The sequence below is a fragment of the Chryseobacterium sp. JJR-5R genome (genome assembly GCF_034047335.1).
Classification (GTDB): Bacteria; Bacteroidota; Bacteroidia; order Flavobacteriales; family Weeksellaceae; genus Chryseobacterium.
In genome coordinates this window covers 297,937-311,542 of the sequence record NZ_CP139137.1, presented here as the reverse complement: position 1 = coordinate 311,542, position 13,606 = coordinate 297,937, and the positions used below count along the sequence as shown (strand labels likewise).

Below are 13,606 nucleotides of genomic sequence, written 5' to 3'. Positions count from 1 at the left end.
CATTAAAAGACCACTCTCCGTATGAACGTGGTCTTTTTTGTTTGTGTAAAGATGCTCTGTTGTAAGCAGCCCGGATTATATAAATCCTGTATAAAGAGTTTATAATAAGCATATATATACTGTAAACTTAACTTAAACCATCAATAAATTAAACAATTCGCTCAAATGAAAAAACTAATACTTTCTTATTTTCTTATCATTTTCATTTGTCTCGCCGGAAAAATTTCTGCACAGACATACCAGCTTACCGGGAGCCCTGTGAACACAACCGGATGGGATCTTGTCTCCAATGCTTCTGTAAGCGGAGATTTTATACAGCTTACTCAGGATATCGGAAGCCAGTTTGGCGTGGTAAAATTAGCAACCCCTATCAACCTCAAATATTGCGATAAATGGAAAGTGGAATTTGATTTCAGAATTGACGGAAACGGAACGACGTCTTTCGGCCGCGGTGACGGATTTACATTCTGGTACCTCAGCAACCCGCCTACAGGATTTACGAGTGGAGGCGGATTGGGCATACCTGCCAATGCCAACGGGCTGATGGTAGGTTTTGACATCTTCAATAATTCCACAGAAGGCCAGATGAGTAAAATCCATGTTCTGTACGGAACCAACAACTTGCCTGTAGGAAACAATAATATAGAATATAATACCACTGCAGGAAGTACTTTCCACACTGCAGATCTCAATCCAACACAGCCGTTTGTTGGGGCTACTTACAAACACGTTATCGTAAACGGTGAAATGGATCCTGTAAATACCAATATCTGGAACATAAAAATTCAGATGGACGGTGTCTTACTGGTAGACCAGCCATTTACGGCTTCCGGAGGAGCCGTAGGAATGACCACAGGATACTTCGGATTTTCCGCAGCAACGGGAGGTGCAAGCGCAAGGCATTCAATAAAAAATGCCAAAATTTACATTGATAAAGTTCCTATTCTTACCAATACCGTTACCCCGAGTGTCTGCGTAAACCCGGCTACAGGAAACGGAACTGTAAATCTAACGTCTTTCCAGAACCAGTTCGTAACAACCCCGGCAAACTATGTTTTCACTTATTTCGGGCCCGGCGGAACACCGATTACCAACCCCAGCAATTACCAGTACCCTGCCGGAACCACTACGGTTACAGTAGTTGTCCAGGATCCTTCATCCACGCTCTGTGATAATGGTGACGGAACCATTGTATTAACTCCTACCCCTTTTTCAGCGAATGACGTAACCATCAACGGCTGTAACAACAATAATGCAGGTGGAGCCGTTTTCGATCTTACAGCAGCAGCCTTATCATCGGTTCCAGGAAGTACTTCAATATTTTATAATACCATGTCTGATCTCAATAGTCAGGTCAATCCGATCACCAACCCTTCGGCATTTTTTTCACCGGCAACCACAATCTATGCTCAGGTAACTACGCCGCAGGGCTGTACGGATGCTGCACAGATTACCCTGGCCCTATTCCCGGTTGTAACAGTACAGGATGCCACTCTAAGATCCTGTGCGATTGAGGCCAAGCCTTCTACGGGGCAGTTTGATCTTACCACAGCTCTGGTCACTACACAAACCGGTACAAAAACATATTACCCTTCCCTAACCGATGCCCAGAACGGAACCAATCCGATCCCGGTACCGACCGCATATATCTCTCCAAATGGCGTAGCATATATTAAGGTTACCAATGCAAACGGATGTTATGCCGTAGCCAAAGTCACATTAATTGTAATTCCACAGGCTTTTTCTGCAATTCTACAGGATAAAATTATCTGCATGGAGGACATGACAACATTAGATGCCGGCCCGGGATTTACCGCTTACAAATGGAGTACGGGCGCAACAACGCAGGCCATTGCCAATGTAACCGTCGGGACCTATTGGGTGGAGCTTAAAACAGGGAACTGTATAGTAAAACAACCTGTGAAAGTATACCCTTCCGAGCAGCCCGTAATCACCAGTGTCGATATTTCAAATACAACCGTTACGGTTTACGCCAACGGAGGAACTGCGCCTTACCAATACTCCATCGACGGAATTCACTGGCAGGATTCCAATGAATTTAAGAATGTACCGAGAGGAGACAGCCAGATTTATATCAAAGACGCCTATGACTGTGACCCGATTACCATTACCATCGTGGTTCCGAACCTGATCAATGTAATTACCCCGAACGGAGACGGAGTAAATGATGTGATCGACTATTCTGCACTGGCAGGCAAAAAAAACCTGGTATTTAATGTTTTTGACCGGTACGGAGCTAAAATCCATGAGGCCGATAAATCCAACAGATACCGGTGGGACGGCACAGTAGGCGGAAGAAAAATTCCGACAGGCAGCTACTGGTATTCTGTTTCATGGAATGAAAATGACAAGAAAAACACCCCGTTCACATACTCCGGGTGGGTACTTGTTAAAAACAGGGATTAAATCTAAACAACCATTCCGTATACTTAAAAAAGGATCACTTCAGATTATCGGAGTGATCCTTTTTCCATCCTGATTTGGAATAAGATATTTTGCCTTAACCCTGTTTAATTCGTATTCTATTCTTAAATTTGTGATATGAAGAATTACTTAGAAGCTTTAAGCAGAAGATATTCCGTAAAAAAATTTAATCAGGAAATAGTGCCTCAGGAAGTCCTTGGCAACATTCTTGAGTCGGGAAAATTATCTGCAAGCTCTCTGGGCCTTCAGCCTTACAAAATTCTGGTTGTGGAAAGCGAGGCAATGAAGCAGAAGCTGATTCCGGCCTTTTACAACCCGTCACAGATTTCAACCTGCTCCCATCTCATTGTCATCGTTTCAAAAAAAACAGTGGAAGAGCAGTATCTTAACGGATACTTCAGGCATATCTCGGAAGTAAGAGAGACGCCGCTGGAACATTTAGACCCTTTCAGGAACAGCATTGACCAGCACTTCCGGAAAAACAGCCACGATATTTTCAACTGGGCAGAAAAACAGTCGTATATCGTTCTTGCTAACCTGATGTATGCGGCCGCAATTGAAAATGTAGACACCTGCCCGATGGAAGGTTTCCGCCAGGATGTTATTGAGGAAATCCTGGAAATCGACCCTGAAGCTGAAAAAGCTACCGTTACGCTGGCTTTAGGCTACCGTTCGGAGGAAGATCATTTCCAGCACCTGAAAAAAGTAAGAAAACCAGACGAGAAATTGTTTAAATTTATTTAATTTAGACGTTTGTACCTAAAGCAAGCATAATGATAAAAGCGGATGTATTAGTAATCGGTTCCGGGATTTCGGGACTTTCCTACGCGATAAAAATTTCTGAGCAGTTTCCGGATGCCAAAATAATTATCGTAACCAAGTCTGATGAAGATGAAAGCAATACCAAATATGCACAGGGCGGCCTTGCAGTGGTTACAGATTCTAAAAATGACCATTTCAACAAACATATTGAAGATACCATGCGTGCCGGAGACGGCGAAAACAAACGCGACGTAGTGGAAATGGTAGTAAAGGAAGCACCGGCCAGGTTTAATGAAATTGTGGAATGGGGTGCGAACTTCGATATGAAAAACGGAGAGTTTGCTTTGGGAAGAGAAGGCGGGCATACGGAAAACAGGATTGTCCACCACAAAGACATCACCGGTTTTGAAATTGAAAGGGCATTGCTGGAAACCGCCAATAAAAGTGAAAATATTGAGATCCTCGATCATCATTACGTCATTGATATCATCACCCAGCACCACGTTCCCGGCAAAGAACTCAATGAAGGAGACATCCACTGCTATGGTGCCTATATTTTAGATGAAAAATCTAAAGAAATCAAGAAAATTACTTCCAAAATAACAATGGTGGCCACAGGCGGAGCGGGACATGTCTATAAAAACACCACCAATCCTACCATTGCAACCGGAGACGGCATCGCTTTCGTAGCAAGAGCAAAAGGAAAAGTTTCCAATATGCAGTATTACCAGTTTCATCCAACGGCACTATACAGTAAAATTGACGGCATGCTGTTCCTGATTTCTGAAGCCGTACGTGGCGACGGGGCCAGGCTGAGAACAAAAAAGGGTGAAAAATTCATGCATAAATATGATGAGCGTGAAGAGCTGGCCTCCCGGGACATCGTGGCAAGAGCGATTGATGCGGAAATGAAGATAACCGGTGACGAATATGTAGGCCTGGACTGTAAGGAAATGGATCAGGAAAAATTCCTTGAACATTTCCCGAATATCTATAAAAAATGCAGGGATGAAGGGATTGATCCTTTCAAACAGCTGATTCCAGTGGTTCCGGCCTGCCATTACCTGATGGGCGGCATTGAAGTGGACAAGGACGGGCAGTCTTCCATCAGGAACCTTTTTGCCGTAGGAGAATGCACAAATTCCGGGCTTCACGGAGCCAACCGCCTTGCTTCCAATTCATTATTGGAAGGCCTGGTTTTCGGACACAATGCCGCCATGAAAACCGTAGCCCTTTTGCATGAAAATAATTTCAATTTTGATGACCTGAAAGCGGTCCCGGAATGGAACGAAGAGGGCATGAAAATTATGGATGAAATGGTGATTGTTTCTTATTTAAGAAAACAGCTGCAGGAAATGATGAGCGACCTGGTGGGCATCGTAAGAAGCAACCGCCGCCTGAATATGGCCTTGCAGAAACATCAGGAAATCGCTGCTGCCGTGGATGAAATTTACCATTACTCCATTCTTTCCCCGCAGTTATCAGAATTAAGGAACCTCACAACCGTTGCCCACCTCATCATTACCCAGTCTATGGAAATGACAGAAAATAAGGGAGCATTTTACAATAAAGATTTAGTTTAAGAGCATACAATATGAAGAGACCGGCATACGTAACCGATAAAGTTTTGAAACAGTTCATCAAAAATGCTTTGGAAGAAGACATTCAGGACGGCGACCACTCTACCCTTTCCACCATTCCCAAGGACCTTGAGCAGAGCGCAAAGCTCCTCGTAAAGCAGGACTGCATCCTGGCCGGGGTGGAACTGGCTGAAATTATTTTTAAAACATTTGACAAAAACCTGCATGTTGAAACATTTGTAAAAGATGGTGACGCAGTGAAGGTCGGAGACATTGCTTTTACCGTAACCGGAAGCGCGAGGTCTATCCTTTCCACAGAAAGGCTGGTACTGAACTGCATGCAGCGGATGAGCGGGATTGCCACCCTTACCCATGACTGGGACTCAAGACTGATAGGAACCAAGACCAAGCTTTTAGATACCAGAAAGACCACGCCCAATTTCAGGGTCTGCGAAAAATGGGCGGTGGCCATTGGCGGCGGAACCAATCACCGGTACGGGCTTTATGACATGATCATGCTGAAAGACAACCATATCGATTACAACGGAAGTATTACCAATGCCGTAAAAATGGCTAAGGATTACATCAAAAAAAATAAAAAGAAGCTTAAAATAGAAGTGGAAACCCGAAATCTGGATGAAGTGGAAGAAGCAATCAAGGCAAAGGTCGACAGGATCATGCTGGACAATATGGATATCCCGACTATGGCAAAGGCCGTAAAGATGATCAACGGTTCATGCGAAACCGAAGCATCCGGCGGAATTACCCGTGAACAACTGAAAGCCATTGCTGCTACAGGTGTTACCTACATATCTGCTGGGGCACTGACGCATTCTGCTGATAATATGGATTTGAGCCTTAAGGCCGTTAAATAACGTTAGATTTTCAGTAAAAATAAAGTGTTTTTGTTAAAAAATCAATAATCTGATTTTTTTCATATGAAATCTCAAATATTATTCAATGCATTGTAAATCAATTTATTGAACCTTATTAAGATTCTTTAAAAATTAACATAAAGTTAATATTAGTTAAATTTTATTTCCTCAATTTTGCAGAAAATTAAATCTAACTATTACTAACGATTATGAAATTAATCAACAAATCAATGCTAACTGCGATAATTACCTTATCCACAGCTAGTATTTATTATGCACAACAGGTTCAGGATACTGCTGATACAAGATCAAGGGATATCGAACAGGTTGTAATTGCTGGAGTTGCCGATCTTGCGAAAGACAGAAAAACACCGGTTGCTGTTTCAAATATTAAAGCTGCACAAATTGTTGAAAGATTAGGTAACCAGGAACTTCCTGAAATCTTAAATACAACTCCTTCAGTTTATGTTACGAAAGGTGGCGGTGGTTTCGGGGATGCTAACATTAGAGTTAGAGGTTTCGGTAATTCAAATACCGCAGTAATGATCAATGGTATGCCTGTCAACGACATGGAAAACGGTGCCGTTTATTGGTCTAACTGGGCGGGTCTTGCTGATGTAACTTCAGACATCCAAATACAAAGAGGTCTTGGATCTTCTAAATTGGCAATTGCTTCAGTAGGGGGTACAATGAACTATATTACAAAAGCTGCAGACAAAAAAAGAGAAGGAATAGTAACCTTGGGAATTGCAAATGACGGATACTTAAAGACTTCTTTTGCTTATAATACAGGAAAATCAAAAACAGGATGGTCTTCATCTTTCCTATTAGGAAGAACTGCAGGAGCAATGTATATTGACGGTTCAGATTTTGAATCTTATAACTACTACTTTGCATTAGGATACCAACCAAATGAAAAACACGATCTACAGTTTACATTTACGGGAGCTCCTCAATGGCATAACCAAAACTTTACCAATACTATTGCAACATATCTAGATATGGGTGATGGTCTATTAAACGGAGTAAAAGCAGAGGATCCAAACAGAAGATACAACTCTAACTGGGGAACTTTGAATGGTCAGCAGTTTTCAACTAACACCAATTACTACTCAAAACCTATCGCTTCAATCAACTGGGATTGGAAAATCTCTGAAAAATCAAAATTGTCAACAGTAGGTTACGGCTCTTGGGGTAGAGGTGGAGGAACTGGTTTCTTAGGAAGCATCAACGGAAAAACTGTTTTCAATGTTGCTAAAACAGCTGATGGACAGATAAGATGGGATGATATCGTTAGATGGAATCAGGGTCAGGTTGTTTCAGACTTTACCGTGGGGAACACTACAAACGCTCCAGCAAATGCTACACCTGGTATTGCAACAAGAACAAACGGATTGGTACAGAGAGCACACGTAAACTCTCATGACTGGTATGGAATTTTATCAAATTTCCAACATAAAATCAACGATAACTGGAATTTCTCTGTTGGAATTGATGGTAGATATTACTTCGGTTACCACCCAGGAGTGATTACAGATTTCTTGGGTAATAGAGAATATCGTGAAAATCAAAATCTAAACCAACAACCATTCTACACTGTTAACCAATCATACAGCACTGTTCCATCTGCAAATCCTTTTGTGAAAGCAGTTAAAGATGATTCTCAGATTGCCAGTAGAAATTATAATGGTGAAGTTTTATGGTATGGAGGTTTCGGACAGGTTGAATATTCAAATGATAAGATATCTGCATTTGCTCAAGGTTCGATATCTAATCAATCTTTTCAAAGAATTGATAATTGGGTCCTTGACGGAGTTACTAAACAACAAGGACAGATAGTTAATACAAAAACTGGATTTAAAGACCTTGTGGGATATAATGTAAAAGGTGGATTAAATTATAATATAAATGATAATCATAATGTATTTGGTAATATCGGTTATTATTCAAGACAGCCTTTCTTTACATCTGTTTATCCAAACAATCAGCAAGTTGTAAATCCTAACTTGACTAATGAGAAAATTTTCTCAGCAGAATTAGGATACGGTTTTAGAGCTAGTAACTTTAGAGCGAATGTCAACTTATACAGAACTTCTTGGGCTGATAGATTCCAGAGAAGAACTGGCTTAACAATTATAGATGCAAATGGGGTTTCAAATCCTTTTTCATATGCTGAAGTCAACGGTCTAACAGAAGTTCATTCAGGAATTGAATTTGAAGCATCATATAAACTAGGTCAATATGTTGAACTAGAAGGATCGGCCTCATTAGGGAACTGGGAATATGAAGGTAATGCAAGCAGTACCTCTTATGACCAGAACAACAACCCAATTAATTTAGCAGCAGGAAGTAACATTGCTACATTAGCTTTAGATGGTGTAAAGGTTGGTGATGCTGCACAGACAACAACTTCACTTACTGTAATTTTAAAACCTGTAGCAGGATTAAGATTTTATGCTAACTGGAGATATGCTGATAGAAATTATGCTGGTTTCAACGTAAATGATTTTGACAACTCAAGAAATTCAGCTACTTATACTGCACCTGCAACACAGTTTGGAGCTCTTCGTTTGCCTGATTATCATTTATTTGATTTAGGAGCTAACTACAAATTTAATTTAAAAGGAGGACAGAGTTTTACAATTAGTGCAAACGTATACAATTTGTTTGATACTACGTATATCGTTGAAGCAACAACTAACAACCACACTGGTCTTTCTGCGAATAATTTTGTAGGAACAGGATCAACGCCTGCTGCACAGTTAGCATCACAAAATGCTCAACTTACAGCTTACAACAATGTAGGAACTTACCAAGGTATCCATCAATCTAACCAAGTATATTTTGGTTTTGGTAGAACATGGTCTACAAGTTTAACCTTCAGATTCTAATAAAAAAACATTAGATTTTATTACATATCCATCCCGGCTTTTCGCCGGGATTTTTGTTATATTTGCGTACTAGAAAAAAAGAAAATAGATTATGGATTTTTACAAGATTTTACTGAGTGCACATAAAGGAATCGGATATCTGGAACTCCTTTTGGTGGCCTTGTTTGTTATTGCCCTTCTCACCACCATGTTCGGGTTCAGCGGGAAAATAAATAAGTTCCTGAAAAAGATTACCCTTTTCACCATGATCTTTTTCCACGTTCAGTTTCTGGCCGGGATTGTTTTACTGCTGGTATCGCCGGGCGTAAAAGCAGCCCTGTCTTCCGGAACACTGATGAGCGATCCGTATTCAAGGTTCCAGTATGTGGAACATCCGTTTTCTATGCTTATTGCTGCCATTCTGATGACGGTAGTCTATAAAAAAGTAAAAGTCGGCCCTTCCCTTTCTTTAACGGTAGTGATCATGGGGCTGATTGCAGTCAGTTTATTCGCCTATGCTTTCCCTTGGACCAGAGTCTTCGGGGCATAAATATATTAACATAAACAATTTTAATTATCAATGAAAGTAGCTGTAGTAGGTTCAACAGGAATGGTTGGCCAGGTTATGCTTAAAATTCTGGAAGAAAGAAACTTCCCTGTCACAGAACTGATTCCCGTAGCCTCCGAGAAATCCGTAGGTAAAAAGGTGAAGTATAAACAGGAAGAATTTACGATTGTAAGCATGAAGGACGCTATAGCTGCCAAACCTGATATTGCCATCTTTTCGGCAGGAGGGTCAGCTTCCCTGGAGTTTGCACCGCTTTTTGCCGAAGCAGGTACGACTGTAATTGATAATTCTTCAGCATGGAGAATGGATCCTGACAAAAAACTGGTGGTTCCTGAGATCAATGCAGATGTTTTAACGAAAGAAGATAAAATCATTGCCAACCCCAACTGTTCTACCATTCAATTGGTAATGGTATTGGGGCCTTTGAACAAAAAATATGATCTTAAAAGGGTGATCGTATCCACTTACCAGTCTGTAACCGGAACCGGTAAAGCAGCTGTTGATCAGTTGAACGGAGAAATCAGCGGCGATGATTCTATTCAGAAAGTCTATCCTTACCAGATTTTCAAAAACGCACTTCCGCACTGTGATGTTTTTGCTGATGATGATTATACGAAAGAAGAGATTAAACTGATGAAGGAGCCTAAGAAAATCCTGGGTGACGATACATTCAATCTCACTGCCACTGCAGTAAGGGTTCCCGTGCAGGGAGGCCATTCGGAAAGTGTCAATATTGAATTTGAAAATGAATTCGACCTTGATGAAGTGAGAAAAATCTTATCTGAAACCCCGGGTGTCGTGGTAATGGACAATGTAAAAAACAATGAATACCCGATGCCGCTGTATTCCGAAGGAAAAGATGAAGTATTCGTCGGAAGGATCAGGCGGGACCTCTCTCAGCCAAAGACCCTGAATCTCTGGATTGTGGCTGACAACCTGCGGAAAGGCGCCGCCACCAATGCGGTACAGATTGCAGAATACCTGGTAGCAAATAACTTAGTATAAACTAACAAAAATAAAAAGAGTCTCAGCAGTGAGATTCTTTTTTTTATCAAACCTTATGAACAGGCAGGAAACTCATAAAAAAGATAAAATAGGCTTTCAGAAACTGATTGCCGCGTTCGGGGTGATCCTTTTTATCGGAAAGATCATCGCCTGGAAAATGACCGATTCCGATGCGGTATTCTCTGATGCCATGGAAAGCATCGTTAATGTCATCAGTGCCTTTATGGGCCTGTATTCCCTGTATCTGGCCGCAAAGCCTAAAGATAAAGACCATCCGTATGGCCACGGAAAGGTAGAATTTGTAACATCGGGCATCGAAGGTGCGCTGATTGCCATTGCCGGGATTATGATTATCTATGAAGGCATCAACAGCCTCGTAGTAGGAAAAGTTTTAAGCCGGCTCGACTGGGGGATTGCCATTATTGCTGCCACAGCAATGGTTAATTACTTTTTAGGATACCTTTCCGTAAGAAGAGGGGAACAGGAAAACTCGTTGGTGCTCATTTCATCCGGAAAACACCTGCAGTCGGACACCGTAACAACACTTGGAGTGGTAATCAGCCTTATCGTTGTCTATTTCACCAAAATCTACTGGCTGGATTCTGTAGTAGCCCTGATATTTGGGTTTTACATCATATGGGTTGGGTATAAGATCGTCCGCAAATCACTAAGCGGGATTATGGATGAACAGGACCGTGACCTTTTGGACCAGATCATTAAGATCCTGGAAGAAAACAGGAGAACCGAATGGATTGATGTCCATAACATGAAAATCCAGCAGTTCGGCGCCTCCCTGCACATTGATGCCCATATTACGCTCCCCTGGTATTACAGCCTCCGGGACGCCCACAATGAAATGGAAAAGATGATCCTCCTTCTGGCAAAAAACATCAACAGAAGTGTCGAGTTTAATTTCCATATGGACGACTGTAAGCCGATTTCCTGTGCCATCTGCAGGATTTCAGACTGCCCTGTCCGCGAACAGGATTTTATAAAAAAAGTAATATGGACTCCGGAAAATGTCACCTATTGGGAAAAGCACACGGCAGAGTAACAAAAATATGACAGGTGTCAAAGTAAATCATATGGGAGTCGGAATCAATCTTAAAAGGCTGAGGAACAACAAAATATTTTCAGCAGGACATTGCCTATCAATTGAATATCGATAGGGTGACCTATGCAAACTGGGAAAACGAAATGTTTGATGTGAAGTCGCAGTACATCCCGAAACTGGTAGAAATTTTTAAGGTGGAACTTAAAGAACTTTTCAAAGATGATCAAAAGATTCAGTTTATTAATAATATTAATAATAAAGATAAGACCGGAACCGGAGGCGTAGGTATTCAGAAAGGAAAAATTATTATTAACATGATTATTACAGATGAAAATTCCGTTTCAAGAATTACTGATGAACTGGATAAATATTTTAATAAAGAATAATAAAAGTTTCAGAGTTTCTGAAACTTTTATTTTGAATATAACACATATACTCTATCAATAAATCCAATTCTCGAAAGAACTTTTGCTTCTTTACCTTCAAAAGAAAAGTATTGATATTGTGGATTCCCTTTCTTCAGCTTTTCGAATTTTCTTTCATTGATGCCTTTCCCATTGAAATAATAATAATTCGGAGGTCGTTCTATACTAATGACAACAGCTCCTATATAGGAATGCTGTGAATCTATTTCAAATTCTTTTTCGTTCATTTCTTCCTTTTTGGTAAAAATAACTGATGTATTTTCATAAATATCACCATTCATCAAATTAGAAAGTTTTCTATCATGGCTTTTATATGTTTGATCATTTAATTTTTCAAAATCAAAATATAAAACGTTTTTCCTTTCAATTAATTCGTTAGGTATTTCTAAAGCAAAATTCCGGTTTTCATCAGTTGTTGTTTTAATATATCTTGATTTATGAATGAAGAAAACTTCGGCATTAGGAATCTCTTTTTTTGTTGTTTTAAAAATCAGTTTACCAGATACTCTAGTTCTGCTCATTATTTTTTGTTCTGTTGCAATCCCAAAATCATTTTTAGTTTGAGCTTGAACAAACGTTAATTTTGTAATCAAAACAATACCTGCTATAATAGCAGAAACTGATTTTGCAGAAATTCTTCCACAGATTTCTTTACCGTTGGCCTGTTTTAAGATATCCTGAATATAGTCGTCTGTTTTCTCAGTGAAATCGAATACACATTTAGAACATTTCTCACAAAATTTTCCTTGAGGAAAATCCTGCAGATCTTCCCAATTTTCTGGGCAGGGATTATTGATTGTAATACTATTTTTCATATTTATATCTTTAGAGTAACAATCAACAGAATTCTTTTTACTGTTTTGTTAAAATAATATCTTTAGGAAAATTAATAGGAAAATCTCCATTTTGCTGTACATAAGTATTGTGAATACAGTTTTCATCATAAGCACTTGGCTCATACTCGAAATGTAATGTCATTTGAGTCCCGGTGAAATTCACAATATCCAGTGTAGCAGACTTTCTGCACATATTTTTAGGGTAAAAGGTTAATCTGTCTCTACCCGGAGGTTTTATGCTTTTAGTCATTCCCCGAAATTCTGGATGTTCATAATCAAAATTAGAAATTCTATCTATTTCTACAATTCCATTTGTATCAATAATTTTCCTTTCACCAAGTACTTCATCGGTATAAAATGGATGAGTGTCTCCAGGAATAGAAGAATACGTTTTCACTTTCTTTAATTCAAGATAAAGAGTTTTGCCATTCCAGTTTCCTTTCCATGTACCGACAAACTTGTCCCATTCATTATTTGTATCTTTTATGTAGGCATTGTCTGGTATATCACTTGGGCTTGTATTGAGAGGATAAATCTGACATGAAACTAAATTAATTGATAATAAAGTAATTATTAAGATTATATTTTTCATAACATTATTTTTTATATTTATTTATGGACATTTCGTACCATCAAGATCACTTAAAGAAATTTCATAATTTCCATCGCTTTTTACTCTGTATAATTTCAATCCTGTCATATTCATTTTTTCAGAAATAAAGCTTAAAAATTCCTTTTCAACCTTTTCCATGTTAAAATTACCATTTGTATGTGTTTTATCTAAATAATTATTTTTATACTTTGTATTCAAATCATCGAATCCTTCCGGAGTAAAAGCAGGAAGCGGGTCAACAAAAGAACCATCAAACGCAAGCAGATAATTCCCATTGCTTGTTACTACTGTTAAGGTAAGATTATTTAATGGAATCTTCGGGGTATTTGTTGGTATTGAGTTCCATGTATTTGCCCAAACAATCCAGTTGTTAAACAAAAGTATATCGCCGGGAGAAAATATAGGATATATGCCGTCATAATGGGTATGCATCAGCGCAAATGTATTGCTGAAAATTTTCATATCAACTTCATGGGTACCAGGTAAATTTTGTAACAATTGGTTTTGAGTACCTGTTTGTCCACTGCCTGATATTGGAGTGCCTAATCTATAACCTTCTTCATGATTCAATCC

At 39.6% G+C, this 13,606-nt stretch carries 12 protein-coding genes; 9 read left to right on the top strand and 3 right to left on the bottom strand.

The window, feature by feature from the left end; translation table 11 throughout:
- Positions 1-165 precede the first annotated feature (165 nt).
- From SD427_RS01470 to SD427_RS01430, 9 genes are all read left to right on the top strand, one after another.
- Positions 166-2,427 carry a T9SS type B sorting domain-containing protein gene (locus SD427_RS01470; protein WP_320559560.1) on the top strand — a complete coding sequence of 754 codons (2,262 nt, stop codon included), beginning with the start codon at positions 166-168 and terminating at the stop codon, positions 2,425-2,427.
- A gap of 135 nt (positions 2,428-2,562) precedes the next feature.
- The gene (locus SD427_RS01465) at positions 2,563-3,189 is read left to right on the top strand and encodes an NAD(P)H-dependent oxidoreductase (protein WP_320559559.1); all 627 of its coding nucleotides are present in this window, start codon (positions 2,563-2,565) and stop codon (positions 3,187-3,189) included.
- A 29-nt stretch (positions 3,190-3,218) separates the two neighbouring features.
- On the top strand, positions 3,219-4,790 hold the full coding sequence (gene nadB / locus SD427_RS01460; RefSeq protein WP_320559558.1) for an L-aspartate oxidase: 1,572 nt from the start codon (positions 3,219-3,221) through the stop codon (positions 4,788-4,790).
- An 11-nt stretch (positions 4,791-4,801) separates the two neighbouring features.
- Positions 4,802-5,662, top strand: coding sequence for a carboxylating nicotinate-nucleotide diphosphorylase (gene nadC / locus SD427_RS01455; protein ID WP_320559557.1), 861 nt, complete (start codon positions 4,802-4,804; stop codon positions 5,660-5,662).
- Positions 5,663-5,871: 209 nt separating this feature from the next.
- Positions 5,872-8,553, top strand: coding sequence for a TonB-dependent receptor (locus SD427_RS01450; RefSeq protein WP_320559556.1), 2,682 nt, complete (start codon positions 5,872-5,874; stop codon positions 8,551-8,553).
- A gap of 91 nt (positions 8,554-8,644) precedes the next feature.
- Positions 8,645-9,082 carry a hypothetical protein gene (locus SD427_RS01445; protein WP_320559555.1) on the top strand — a complete coding sequence of 146 codons (438 nt, stop codon included), beginning with the start codon at positions 8,645-8,647 and terminating at the stop codon, positions 9,080-9,082.
- A 30-nt stretch (positions 9,083-9,112) separates the two neighbouring features.
- Positions 9,113-10,105, top strand: coding sequence for an aspartate-semialdehyde dehydrogenase (locus tag SD427_RS01440; RefSeq protein WP_320559554.1), 993 nt, complete (start codon positions 9,113-9,115; stop codon positions 10,103-10,105).
- A 55-nt stretch (positions 10,106-10,160) separates the two neighbouring features.
- The gene (locus SD427_RS01435) at positions 10,161-11,159 is read left to right on the top strand and encodes a cation diffusion facilitator family transporter (protein WP_320559553.1); all 999 of its coding nucleotides are present in this window, start codon (positions 10,161-10,163) and stop codon (positions 11,157-11,159) included.
- Positions 11,160-11,260: 101 nt separating this feature from the next.
- Positions 11,261-11,545 carry a hypothetical protein gene (locus tag SD427_RS01430; RefSeq protein WP_320559552.1) on the top strand — a complete coding sequence of 95 codons (285 nt, stop codon included), beginning with the start codon at positions 11,261-11,263 and terminating at the stop codon, positions 11,543-11,545.
- Positions 11,546-11,571: 26 nt separating this feature from the next.
- Here the strand turns inward: SD427_RS01430 and SD427_RS01425 are convergent, their stop codons facing one another.
- The 3 genes from SD427_RS01425 to SD427_RS01415 are packed head-to-tail and all read right to left on the bottom strand — an operon-like array spanning position 11,572 to position 13,603.
- On the bottom strand, positions 11,572-12,399 hold the full coding sequence (locus SD427_RS01425) for a hypothetical protein (RefSeq protein WP_320559551.1): 828 nt from the start codon (positions 12,397-12,399) through the stop codon (positions 11,572-11,574).
- 37 nt (positions 12,400-12,436) lie between these two features.
- Entirely contained in the window at positions 12,437-13,012 is a 576-nt protein-coding gene (locus SD427_RS01420; RefSeq protein ID WP_320559550.1) for a DUF6705 family protein, read from the bottom strand.
- Positions 13,013-13,033: 21 nt separating this feature from the next.
- On the bottom strand, positions 13,034-13,603 hold the full coding sequence (locus tag SD427_RS01415) for a hypothetical protein (protein ID WP_320559549.1): 570 nt from the start codon (positions 13,601-13,603) through the stop codon (positions 13,034-13,036).
- Positions 13,604-13,606 lie beyond the last annotated feature (3 nt).

Coding starts and splice junctions, on each gene's coding strand:
- SD427_RS01425 (WP_320559551.1), bottom strand. CDS start 12,399: ATGAAAAATAGTATTACAATCAATAATCCCTGCCCAGAAAATTGGGAA.
- SD427_RS01470 (WP_320559560.1), top strand. CDS start 166: ATGAAAAAACTAATACTTTCTTATTTTCTTATCATTTTCATTTGTCTC.
- SD427_RS01450 (WP_320559556.1), top strand. CDS start 5,872: ATGAAATTAATCAACAAATCAATGCTAACTGCGATAATTACCTTATCC.
- SD427_RS01440 (WP_320559554.1), top strand. CDS start 9,113: ATGAAAGTAGCTGTAGTAGGTTCAACAGGAATGGTTGGCCAGGTTATG.
- SD427_RS01445 (WP_320559555.1), top strand. CDS start 8,645: ATGGATTTTTACAAGATTTTACTGAGTGCACATAAAGGAATCGGATAT.
- nadB (WP_320559558.1), top strand. CDS start 3,219: ATGATAAAAGCGGATGTATTAGTAATCGGTTCCGGGATTTCGGGACTT.
- SD427_RS01420 (WP_320559550.1), bottom strand. CDS start 13,012: ATGAAAAATATAATCTTAATAATTACTTTATTATCAATTAATTTAGTT.
- nadC (WP_320559557.1), top strand. CDS start 4,802: ATGAAGAGACCGGCATACGTAACCGATAAAGTTTTGAAACAGTTCATC.
- SD427_RS01435 (WP_320559553.1), top strand. CDS start 10,161: ATGAACAGGCAGGAAACTCATAAAAAAGATAAAATAGGCTTTCAGAAA.
- SD427_RS01465 (WP_320559559.1), top strand. CDS start 2,563: ATGAAGAATTACTTAGAAGCTTTAAGCAGAAGATATTCCGTAAAAAAA.